The organism is Pseudomonas knackmussii B13, from assembly GCF_000689415.1.
GTDB classification, from domain to species: domain Bacteria; phylum Pseudomonadota; class Gammaproteobacteria; order Pseudomonadales; family Pseudomonadaceae; genus Pseudomonas; species Pseudomonas knackmussii.
This window is the reverse complement of record NZ_HG322950.1, coordinates 5,803,496-5,815,095: the sequence shown is the minus strand read 5'-3', so window position 1 is coordinate 5,815,095 and position 11,600 is coordinate 5,803,496. Positions and strand designations below refer to the sequence as shown.

9 protein-coding genes are annotated in these 11,600 nt (G+C 59.5%); all 9 read right to left on the bottom strand.

Annotated elements, in window-relative coordinates:
- Positions 1-19 precede the first annotated feature (19 nt).
- Positions 20-622, bottom strand: coding sequence for an adenylyl-sulfate kinase (cysC, locus tag PKB_RS27095; RefSeq protein WP_043256204.1), 603 nt, complete (start codon positions 620-622; stop codon positions 20-22).
- A gap of 37 nt (positions 623-659) precedes the next feature.
- Positions 660-4,634, bottom strand: a complete 3,975-nt coding sequence (locus tag PKB_RS27090; protein WP_156958097.1) for a rhamnan synthesis F family protein — start codon at positions 4,632-4,634, stop codon at positions 660-662.
- A 66-nt stretch (positions 4,635-4,700) separates the two neighbouring features.
- Positions 4,701-5,246, bottom strand: a complete 546-nt coding sequence (gene rfbC, locus PKB_RS27085; RefSeq protein ID WP_043256200.1) for a dTDP-4-dehydrorhamnose 3,5-epimerase — start codon at positions 5,244-5,246, stop codon at positions 4,701-4,703.
- Positions 5,246-6,127 (bottom strand): glucose-1-phosphate thymidylyltransferase RfbA, encoded by an 882-nt coding sequence (gene rfbA / locus PKB_RS27080; protein ID WP_043256198.1) that lies wholly within the window; start codon positions 6,125-6,127, stop codon positions 5,246-5,248. Before rfbA ends, rfbC begins: the two co-directional genes overlap by 1 nt.
- Complete coding sequence (gene rfbD / locus PKB_RS27075; protein ID WP_043256196.1) at positions 6,124-7,029, bottom strand: dTDP-4-dehydrorhamnose reductase; 906 nt, start codon at positions 7,027-7,029, stop codon at positions 6,124-6,126. Before rfbD ends, rfbA begins: the two co-directional genes overlap by 4 nt.
- Positions 7,026-8,084 (bottom strand): dTDP-glucose 4,6-dehydratase, encoded by a 1,059-nt coding sequence (gene rfbB, locus PKB_RS27070; RefSeq protein WP_043256194.1) that lies wholly within the window; start codon positions 8,082-8,084, stop codon positions 7,026-7,028. Before rfbB ends, rfbD begins: the two co-directional genes overlap by 4 nt.
- Positions 8,085-8,088: 4 nt before the next feature.
- Positions 8,089-9,069 (bottom strand): glycosyltransferase family 2 protein, encoded by a 981-nt coding sequence (locus tag PKB_RS27065; protein ID WP_242411202.1) that lies wholly within the window; start codon positions 9,067-9,069, stop codon positions 8,089-8,091.
- Between the two features lie 161 nt (positions 9,070-9,230).
- Positions 9,231-10,379 (bottom strand): glycosyltransferase, encoded by a 1,149-nt coding sequence (locus tag PKB_RS27060; protein ID WP_043256192.1) that lies wholly within the window; start codon positions 10,377-10,379, stop codon positions 9,231-9,233.
- Positions 10,380-10,451: 72 nt separating this feature from the next.
- On the bottom strand, positions 10,452-11,597 hold the full coding sequence (locus PKB_RS27055; protein ID WP_043256183.1) for a glycosyltransferase family 4 protein: 1,146 nt from the start codon (positions 11,595-11,597) through the stop codon (positions 10,452-10,454).
- Positions 11,598-11,600: the final 3 nt, after the last annotated feature.

Here is an 11,600-nt window from a genome sequence, read left to right as displayed (position 1 = left end):
GCCGGCGATGCTACACCTTTCAGCGCGTCACTGGCTGGAGTTCCAGGTGGCCCATCAGTAGCGCGACGCTTTCGTCCAGGCTCAGGCGATCGGTGTCGATGCGATCGAAGGGTTGCAACGGTGCCTCATAGGGCGAGCTGATGCCGGTGAATTCGGCAAGTGCACCGGCGCGGGCTTTCTTGTACAGGCCCTTGGGATCGCGCTGCTCGCAGACGCTCAGATCAGTGCTCAGGTGAATTTCGCGGAAGCGCTCTTCGCCGACAATCTGTCGGGCCTGCTCGCGGTCCGCACGGAACGGCGAGATGAACGAGGTGATGACGATTAGCCCGGCGTCGTTCATCAGCCGTGCGACTTCGGCGACGCGACGGATGTTCTCCGAGCGGTCTTCCGCGGAAAAGCCCAGATCCTTGCATAACCCGTGGCGCACGTTGTCGCCATCGAGAACCACTGCCGAATAGCCATGCTCATGCAGGGCGTATTCCAGGGCAAAGGCCAGGGTCGACTTACCGGAGCCGCTCAGGCCGGTGAGCCAGAGAGTCGCCGGCTTCTGGCGCAGACGATTTGCGCGCTCCTCGATGCTGAGGCGGCCGGCGTGCCAGCGGATGTTTTCGTTCAGGCTCATCTATCGTGGTACTCCAGCAGGTCCGGGGTTCTCTCGTTCAGCTGACCAGTCCGCGACCGCAATAGTGGTCGTCAAGAACCAGTCGCTTCAATAGCTTCCGCTCCTCATCGTCGGGGCTGGCGCTGAAGGTCGACCAGATATCCACAGCCAGTGCGCGAGGCGGTAGGAAGTCGGCATGCAGCGTGGCTCGGACATCCAATACGTCCTGCAGGTAGGCCAGTGCGCCATTCTGGATCTGGTGACGGATCTCCCGGGCCGCCAGCTCCTGGTCGCTGAGTGCCTGGAAGTGTGCGACAGGCTCGCCGGTGTCGTTCAGGGTGTAATGGTTGATCTGGGCATCGTCTGCGCTGAGCAGTTGCTCGAGCATGAAGTTCTGGTCGAACAGGCTGCAATTACCGCGAGTTGCTCGGGAGACCCGGTCGGCGAAGCAACCATCGGCGAAGACCTTGCAGCTCTCACTGAAGGCGTCGACCAGTTCGTCGGTGACCATGTAGTAACCGTTGATTGGGTGCGCCAGGAAAGCGTTCAGGTGACGTTGGATGGTGCCGGAGTAACCGACGTCGACTACAGCGACTGCACCACCATCTGCCAACCCGGAATCCGCCAGGTAGCGTTGCAGGGCTGGAGCCTCATGTGCGGCCTGCTCCAGGATGCGCGGAAGCAGATGACGTAGGACGGGTTCGATGTGGCTGACGTCACCATTGCTGATGTCGAGCAGTTGCCCGGCTTTCCACAACCCCAGGTTGTCGAGCGCTTGCAGGTCGCTCTCGCTCAGTTGCACGCCAAAGCGAGCTTTGATCAGGTTCTCCAAGGTGCCGGAGAAGTAGTTGGGACGGGCGAGCGTCAGCACGTCCTTGAAGTCCTGAAGTTGCGGGACGCTGACCGCGCGCCGCGACAGCACCAGATAGTGCGATTGCACGGCGCTGGGCTCGCGCTCGGACCAGAGGTCGAAGGCCGACTTGAGCAGCTTGCCCTCACGGGCCAGGAAGTAGAGGCGATCGATACCGTCACGCTGTGCACGTTCACGCAGCCAGGTGACGAAGTGAGTGAGCAGCGGACCGATGACGTTGTAGCCAAGCAGCTCTGCGGAGCCTTGGGAAAACGCAGTAGGACGATAGGTACCGAAGGCGATCTTGGAGAAGTTGCGTCGCAGGAGCAGGCCCAGTGCCAGTTCGGCGCTGAGATCGCCTTGAGCCCGAACGCGCTCCACCAGTCGGTTCCAGTGCGGCAACCCTCGCGCGAGGTCGACCGGCTTCAGCATGTGCATCAGACCCATACCCATGTCGCCGGGTATCTGCACATCCGAGCGCTCGTTGTCGCCGATCATCAGCATCTGTTCCGGCAGCAACTGCTCCTCGCGCAATGCCAGTTCGTAGAGCTGGCCACTGTCCTTGCGGACACCGATTTCGCCGGAAAGGTACAGCTTGTCCCACTGCAGGATGCCGACCTTCTGCAGCATCGCGGTGATGACCGGCTGGGGCAGGAACATGTCGCTGAGCAACACGACCCGCTTGCCCAGGCGCTTTGCATAGCGAAGCAGGGCAATGCTTTGCGGGCGCGGCGCAACGCTGGCGAACTCGGTTTCTTCTTCGCGCTGGCGTAGAGCGAGAAGGGTGCCTTTCTCAATGCCGGATAGACGTCCCAGCTCATCGAAGATTTCGGCGGTGGTAATGTCGCGTCCGGCTTTCTCGCGTGCGCGAGCCTCGGCCACGGCGCGATAGCGCAGGTATTTCTCTCCGATGCTTGGGTCGACTCGTTGTGCAGTCAGGCGCTTTACCGACTCCGGGTCGAGCAGCGGGCGCAGCAGCAGGGTGTCGAAGATGTCAAAGGCGACCGTCTTGATGGCCGGATTGGCAATTTGCTGTTGCAGTTCCTGCTCGTCGCGGGCCAGGTAGCTGTCGAAGCGCCAGGCCGACCAGGAGTTGGTTCGTTGGCAACGCAGGATGGCCGGGGCCAGGCCTTGCTTCTGGCTGGTCAGGACCAGCAGGCGCTCCAGGCAGTGAGCGAAAGTGCCATCAGTCTGCCCGGCTTCCTCGGCGAAGTCTTCCAGGGTAATGCCTGCCTCGAAAAGTGGCGCCAAGGCCTGTCGGGAAGCCCAGAACATGCTGCCGGCCGGGAAGTGGAAATAGCTCTCCGGGATCTGCGTGATACCGAGGCGGTGGCACCATTGATGGCCCATCGCTCGGTTGGCCAGCCAGGTGTTGGCCACGTAGTGCAGTCGCTCGAAGTTCTGTGGATAGACGATACCAGCGCGACCCGATTGCAGAAGCTCGAAGATCGCACGCACCTGCCGCTCGCTGCCGCTCAGTGCCTGGCACAGGTACTCGCGCCAGCCGTCGGTGGCACCGTTATTGAACAGCGATTTCTTGCTGTGCAGGTGCAGCAGGTAGTCGTACTGACGTAGAGCGTCGCCGAACTGGCAGAACATGGGCGCTATGTCTCGACCTCGGTTTGGAACTACCTCGATTCGCAGGGCACCCAGTTGCGGCAAGTTGGCGAAAGCCTCCTGGCAGGTCTGCCTGCCAGCTTCGTCCTTCACCGAGACGAACAGGTCATAGGGGAAGGGCATGTTGCCGAGATAGCCGCGGAATTCATCCGCCAGGTCGCTGTAGTACATGTGCAGGTGGATAGCGACACTGCCATTTAGTGATTCGCAGGGGGCGACCTGATTGATATCGGTGAGCTCGGTTGGCCAAGTGAGTTCGGACAATGTCTGCTGCGAGTTCTGTCGTTTCCAGCGCTCGTAGTGCCCCAGCCCCTGGAAGGCGAAGCCCAGTCGGCGATAGGCGGTGAGCAGAAGCCGGTCGCGTTGCTTGGCCGGAATGCGCCAGTAGAGTGAGCGGCCGACCTGATGCAAGTAATTGCGCAGGCTGACAATGGCTTCGCTGCGCCGACCACGAGCTATCCGTGAGGCGAAGCGCAAGGGTTTGGTGACCACCCAGGAAGCTGATTGGCGGACTTCATCGAGCGAGGCCTGGGCACTCACCAGGTTGGCTTCAACCTGCGCCAGGTTGGCAGAAAGCCTCGCAATCTCGGTCAGGCGTTGCTGGGCGTCTTCCAGTTCCTGAGTCTGTTTGGCGACCACGAACTGCAGGCTATCGATGAGGGCGCGGGCCTCCTGCAGGGCCTCGTCATGCAGGCGATCCTGGCGATGCAGAGTGTGCAGTGTCGGTTCAAGTGCGCGGCAGTGCTCTGCCAAGGCTTCGGTGCGGAGAATTGCTTGAGGGCTGGCGAGTTGCAACTCGTCTGCAGCCAGGCTGTTAAGCAGTTCGAAGCACTCGATTACCTCTGCTGGAGCGGTGCCTGACAACTGCTCGATGTCATCGGTGGCACGATTGTGTTGTAGATCTGCACTGAGGAATCGCTCGACGTACTCCTCCAGTTCGGCTGCTGGCGGGGCATTCAGGCCAAGGTGCTCGCCTAGCCGAACTATCTGCTCGGCTGGTCTGTGCATCAGATTGTCGTAACTCAGCACCACAGCTCGTTGACCGCGGGAGTGCAGCAGGCTCTGCAGCATGTAGTCGAGCCAGAGGTAGAGACTCTTTGGGTGGCTGAAACCGTCGCGTTTCTCCAGGGACTGCGCCACGCTCAGCGGATGGCGCAGGCTGATGACGAATGCCGGGTCGATACCTGCGAGCTCGAAGACGCGCATCCAGAATGGCAGCAGTAACGAAATGCGCGGGTCCTTGAGGCCAAAAATCGGGTAGCCACTGAAGTGCTCGCGAAGGTAGTCCACTGCTCGCCGCATGAGTGGCGAGTCTTCGAGACTGGCGAGCCGTTCGCTGGCGAGCGGTTTCAGCGAGTGCCAGGAGTGTCCGAGTGTGTCCAGGACGTCGGTATTGATGTCGACGATTTCCTGGTCTTCCCAGAAGCCACGCTCGTTGTTGTTCTGCGCGGCAGGCATCAGGTTGCCACCCAGCTCCACGCCAAGCGTCGTGAGTCCCCTTGCAATTGCACTGGTCCCGCTACGGTGCATGCCCAGTACGACTACGGCTCTTTGGCGCTCTTGCACAACACTTCTCCGATTTTCTTCTTGGAATTGCGGTCGCGTCCGCGACCTGGCAGCAACAGCACTTGTTCAGTTGAATACTTCAGCTTCGCTCAGGCGTACGCCCAGGCGATCCTTGCCAGACAGTTCCGGCTCCCCTGGCGCCGGCCACTCAATGGCAAGATCCGGGTCATTCCAGGCAATGCAGCGCTCATGCTCCGGTGCCCAGAAGTCGGTGGTCTTGTAGAGAAACTCGGCGCTCTCGCTGAGCACCTGGAATCCATGCGCGAAGCCTTCGGGAATCCACAGCTGATGTTTGTTCTCGCCACTCAGGATCGCGCCGACCCATTGGCCGAAGGTAGGTGAGTCTCTCCGCAGATCGACGGCAACGTCGAAAACCTCGCCCTGGACCACCCGCACGAGTTTTCCCTGCGGCTGCTGGATCTGGTAATGCAAGCCGCGCAGTACGCCGCGCGCGGAGCGTGAGTGGTTGTCCTGGACGAAGGGGCGTACCGGACCAACGGCGGCCTCGAATTTGCGCTGGTTGAAGCTTTCGAAGAAGAAGCCGCGTTCATCGCCGAAGACCTGCGGTTCCAGCAAGACGACATCGGGAATTGCGAGACGTGTAGCTTTCATCAGAACACGGTGTCCACAAGCAGGCGTTTCAGATACTGGCCGTAGCCGTTCTTGCACAGAGGGGCCGCCAGTCTCTCCAGTTGCGCTGCGTCGATCCAGCGCTGGCGATAGGCTATCTCTTCCGGGCAGGCGACCTTCAGGCCCTGGCGATTCTCCAGGGTGGCGATGAAGTGGCTGGCTTCCAGCAGAGAGTCGTGGGTGCCGGTATCCAGCCAGGCGTAACCGCGGCCCATGATTTCGACCGAAAGCTCGTTCATGTCCAGGTAGGTCTGATTGATATCGGTGATTTCCAGCTCGCCGCGGGCCGATGGACGAATGCTCTTGGCGATGTCGACGACGCGCGTGTCGTAGAAATACAGGCCGGTTACCGCATAGTTGGATTTGGGCTTCTGGGGCTTTTCTTCGAGGCTGACAGCTCGTCCGGAGCCATCGAACTCCACAACGCCGTAACGTTCTGGGTCGTGCACGTGATAGGCGAAGACGCTGGCACCGTTCTGGCGATCCATGGCGCTTCGCAGCAGTTCCTGGAAATCGTGCCCGTGGTAGATGTTGTCGCCCAGAACCAGCGCGCTGAGATCATTGCCTAGGAATGACTCCCCAATCAGAAAGGCCTGCGCCAAGCCGCCCGGGTGCTCTTGCACGGCGTAGTGCAGATCTAGCCCCCATTGGCTGCCGTCGCCCAACAGTTGCTGGAAGCGTGGAGTGTCCTGAGGGGTCGAAATCACCAGGATCTCGCGGATGCCCGCCAGCATCAGCGTGCTCAGCGGGTAGTAGATCATCGGTTTGTCATACACCGGCAGGAGTTGCTTGGAGACTGCAAGGGTAGCCGGATGCAGACGTGTCCCGGCGCCGCCGGCGAGAATGATGCCTTTGCGCTTCATGGCGTTTTTCCTTGAGAGAGTTCCGCAAGCAGGCGCCGAACGTGGAATTGCCAATGCGGCAGCGTCAGCCCGAAAGTGCAGCGCAGCTTGGTGGTGTCCAGGCGCGAGTTCGCAGGTCTGCGCGCTGGCAGCGGGTAGTCGGCAGTTGTAATCGGATGAACGCGGTCGCTGGGGCATTTCAAAGTCATGCCCAGTCGTAGAGCCTCTTCGATAACGAAACTCGCATAGTCATGCCAGCTGGCTTCGCCGGCTGCGACGAGATGGTATAAGCCCGAAGCATTGCCCGTGACCTGGCCGCACAGCACCTGGCCAAGTATTTGTGCGGTGGTATCAGCGATCAGCTCGGCACTGGTAGGTGCGCCAAACTGATCCGCAATCACACGCAGTTCGTCTCGCTCGCTCGCCAGGCGCAGCATGGTCTTGGCGAAGTTTGCGCCACGTGCGGCGAATACCCAGCTGGTACGAAAAATCAGGTGTAGGCACCCACTGCGGAGAATCGCTTCCTCACCCTCACGCTTGGTCTGGCCGTAAACGCTGAGTGGGCCTGTGACATCTTCCTCGCGGAAGGCGCGCTCGCCGCTCCCATCGAAGACATAGTCGGTGGAGTAGTGAACCAGCCACGCATTCAGCGCCTTTGCTTCTTCAGCAAGGACTGCGACGGCCTCTGCGTTAATCCGCCGAGCGCATTGCTCGTCGCTTTCCGCTCTGTCCACTGCGGTATAGGCGGCAGCGTTTACGATGATGTCGGGTCGGTGCTCTCGCACCAGTGCGCGCAGGGCATCGAGATTCTCGAGGTCGCCGGAAGCGCGATTACAGATGGTCAGTTCGGCCAGTGGCGCCAACGCCCTCTGCAACTCCCAGCCGACCTGCCCTTCCGCGCCGAGAAGGAGAATTCCGCTCATTTGTATTGCTTGTCCAGCCACTCGCGGTAGGCACCGCTGGTTATGTTGTCGACCCAAGCCTGGTTGTCCAGATACCAACGGACCGTCTTGGCGATGCCGCTTTCGAAGGTTTCCGCCGGCTTCCAGCCCAGTTCACGCTCCAGACGCGAAGCGTCGATAGCGTAGCGCCGGTCATGTCCGGGACGGTCCTTGACGAACGTGATCTGATCTCGATAGCTCCGTCCATCGCTGCGCGGACTTTCCTGATCGAGGATGTCGCATAGCGTCTGGACCACGTCGAGGTTGGCCTTCTCGTTCCATCCCCCGACGTTGTAAGTCTCGCCCACTTTCCCCGCATCCAGGACCCTGCGGATGGCACTGCAGTGGTCCTTCACGTAGAGCCAGTCGCGGATCTGTTGGCCGTCGCCATAAATGGGTAGCGGCTTGCCAGTGAGCGCGTTGTGAATGACTAGCGGAATCAGCTTTTCCGGGAAGTGATAGGGGCCGTAGTTGTTCGAACAGTTGGTCGTCAGCACCGGCAGGCCGTACGTATGGTGATAGGCGCGGACAAGGTGATCCGAAGCAGCCTTGGAGGCTGAATAGGGGCTGTTGGGTTCGTACCTGTGCTGCTCTGTGAAAGCCGCAGCATCGGGCTCCAGCGAGCCATAGACCTCATCCGTGGAGACGTGTAGGAAGCGAAATGCGCTCCGACGTTCGCTATCCAGTCCCGCCCAATATTCCCGGACGGCCTGGAGGAGATGGAAAGTCCCGACCACGTTGGTCTGAATGAAGTCTTCCGGGCCATGAATCGAACGGTCGACGTGGGACTCGGCAGCGAAGTTCAACACAGCGCGCGGTTGATGTCGCTCGAGTAGCGCACTTACCGTAGCCAGGTCGCCAATGTCGCCGTGAACGAACAGATGGCGTTCGTCGCCTTCCAGATCCGCCAGATTCTGCAGATTGCCGGCATAGGTGAGTTTGTCGAGGCCGATTACCTTTTCATCGTGGTTGGCCAGCCAGTCGAGGACAAAGTTCGAGCCAATGAAGCCGGCGCTGCCGGTAACCAGAATCGTCATGAAGTTACAACCTTTGTAGGATCGCCGCTGCGACAAGGCCCAGGTTACCCGGCAGGGTCTGGCGGTAGATGCCCGATTTTCCAATCAGGTAAAGGCGCTTGGGCAGCGAAGCGCGTCGCGCGTTTTCAAACAATTGAAGCGTCGTCTGGCTTTCCTTCGTCAGCAGATGCCGAAGAGGGGAAATTGCTTTCAGGTTCTCGTCATTCCAGCCGCGGAAAGTGCCGGCAAGCATTCGGCGAAAACGCACATAGCGATCACGCAGGCTGGAATTCGAACCGATCAGGTTCTTTCCATGCTGGCGGTAACCGGTACGTGGAGACGGATCGTAGAATACCCGACCGCCACAGCCGGAAACGAGAATGTATGCCCACCAGTCGTGGGCAATGATGTTGCTGTCGCGCGGCGTCATGGCAAGTAGCCGCTTTGCTGCGCCATTGAAAACCATGGTGTTGCCGCCGGCCAGGCTTTGCACCAGCGCATTGGCGAAGCTGGGACGCTTGTCGAAGAGCGGTGAGAGTCCAATGTGCACACCTTCTCTGTCGACTAGTTGAGTGCGCGAGCAGTAGAGGGCTGGCACATTCGACGGAGCCTGACTTGCCCAGTCCAGGGCTCTTTCCAACTTGTCAGGTGCCCAGAGGTCGTCCTGGTCGCAAAAGGCGAAATAGCCCGCATCGTCGGGGGACTTGCGGATCAACGACAGGAAATTGGCCGCGAAACCACGGCGTGGTCCATCGAAGATGATGAGACGCTCTGCACCCAGTTGAGTGGCGTAGCGCTGAAGAATCGCTCGAGTGCTATCGGAAGAGCCGTCATCGGAGGCGTAGATGACCCAATTCTCATGGGTCTGCACCCGGATCGATTCGAGCTGCTCGACTAGGAAGTCTTCCCCTTGGAACGTGCTGAGAAGAATAGCTACGGAGGTCTGGGAGCGCTGAGTCGAAGGAGCGTTCTTTTCTGCGCTCGGATTGGAGATCGAGATTTTCAAATCCTTGCCCCCCTATTGTTGTCGAGTTATCGGGGTAATTGTTCTGGGCAGGATAGGGTGCTCCGCTACTCGTCAGCAAGTGCGGAGATCCTCGACCGATTAGTCATGTTTTTGTGTCGAACAATCCTACAGGGGGCAGGATTGCAGTTGCGGAATAAGGATCAGTTTCTTGCCAGGGAAGCAATGATTTGGCCGAACTGCTCGCGCACCCGGTCCTCAGAGAAAAGCTCCAGGAAACGCTGGTGGCCTCGCATACCTGCCTCTTCGAGATCAAGGCGGCCGGTGAACGCAGAGTGCATCAGTTTCGCCAAGGCGGCATCGTCCTCAGGGTTGAGCGTGAAGGCACCCTCTCCTTGGGGTGCCACCCAGTTCACGCCAGTTTCCAGCCAGCAGTTGATGATCGGGCGGCCACATGCCATGGCGTCGAGTTGGGTGATGCCGAATGCCTCGGAGTAATAGACCGACGGGAAGAGAAAAACTTTGCAGTTGCGAATCAGGTGGTATTTGTCGACGTCGGAAACAAACGCGTTGACGAAATGCAGGCGCTGCGGAAATTCGCGGGCCAACTGGCGAAAGCGATGCTCTTCAGGGCCGATTCCGAACACCAGGAGATTGACCTCCTTGCCCTCGGCCATCAAGCGACGGAAGGCGCGCTCGAGCGATTCGGTTCCCTTGTAGGTAACCAGGCGGCCAAAGAACAACAGATAGCCCTCCTGGCGGAAGTGCTCTGGAATAGAAACCTTGGGAAGCTCCTCCAGGCATTTCCGGACATACCGTTCATCTACGGAATAGGGGAGGGTTTGCATGGATCGCTGAATTGTTCCAAGCACTTCTGAATGCTGGCGCAAGGCAGGGCTGCCTGTGATGACAATGTCCGCGTTCCTAATGCTGTGCCGGTCGAAGAAATAGGTAAGGCGTTTCAGGTTGCGCTGCCGGTAGACATCGCAGTGGTAACTGACAATGGTTCGGGCGCGGATCAGCTTGGCGAAAAGACATAGCGCCAGGCTGGCAGCGGGAAACTGAAGATTGATGTGGACGATGTCCGCCTTCAGGGCCAGGCGCAGGAAGTGCCAGAAGAACGCGAAACTGATGGGGACGGACAGCAGATTGCCTAGGGAAGCACTGCGAATCAGCCGAATACCTTCGACGGATTCGTACCGGGAGCTTAGTTCTCTTTCGCTGGCACAGCACAGCACAGTGACATCGTTTCCGGCCTCTTGATACCAGTGAGCGTACTGATTCACGGCAGTTTCGATACCGCCAGTAGTGGGGGCGTAGAACTTGTTTACGAGTAGGACCTTACTGGTCATTACGTCTCTCGGCGCGATCGCGTTCGGGCGTTGGTGCTGGCCTGAATTCTAATTAGGTTCCCAGGATTGGCATCATGTCGATCGTGTAGCCAATACCTTGCGGTACACAGCGAGTGTCTGTTCAGCGCAGGCAGCCCAGGTGAACTCGAGGGCCCTCTGATGACCTCGCTGTACGCGCTGCATTGTCATATCCGGATCGGCCAGTAGCTCCTGCATGCCTCGGGCAATGTCCTGCTCGTCGAGCGGATCCACCAGCAGCGCGGCATCGCCCGCGACCTCTGGCAGTGAGCTGGAGTTAGAACAGATCACAGGTGTTTGCGCCGCAAAGGCTTCTACCACGGGCAATCCAAATCCTTCGTAAAGCGACGGGAAGAGCAGTGCCTGGGCCGATTGGAGCAGCGCCAGGACTTCGCTCTGGGGCAGGTATTTCAACCATCGCCCCTCACCCCGTTGCTCCAAGGCTTCCAACTCGGGCAGCAGGTGATCTACGCCCCAGCCATTACGCCCGACCACCACCAGCGGATGCTTCTTGCGCAATGCCGGTGGCAGGGACCGATGTGCGCGCAGGGCCCGTTCGAGATTCTTCCGTGGCTGCAAAGTGCCGATGAACAGGAAAAAACCTGGTTGCAGGCCATGGCCTCTTACGACCTCGTCTCGAACCTCGGGGGCGATGCGTTGGAAATACGATGGGTCCGCACCGAGCGTCGTAACCGATATATTTGCAGGGTCGATATTCAGGTGACGCACCATGTCCTGCTTGCTGTATTCGGAGATTGTGATGATGTGCTCGGCGGACAGGATGGATTCGCGGAAGATCCAGTTCTTCAGGCCCCTGATGCGGGACGTCACCCACTCTGGATGCAGCATGGGAATGAGGTCCATCACGGTGGCGACTACCGGAGTACCGGACAGATAGGGGATATGGTGATCTGTGGCGTGAAACAGGTCGACATTTTCCCCAATCGCCAAGGACGCGCGCAGCGATCGGTTCAGCAGTGCTCCTTGCAGCGCGCTTAGCGAAAAGCGCCCTGCCAGTCTCTCGGGACGCCCGCAAGGCATATCTGGGAATTCGTTGCCGAAGGCATAGGGAAGCAAGCTCGGGGCATCAGCTTGCTCCTGCAGGCAACGCCAAAGGGCCTGAGTGTAGACGCCGATACCATCGAACTGTCGATTCCGGACGCTACTCGCCCAGACGGTGGTGCTAAATCCGATACGCATGAA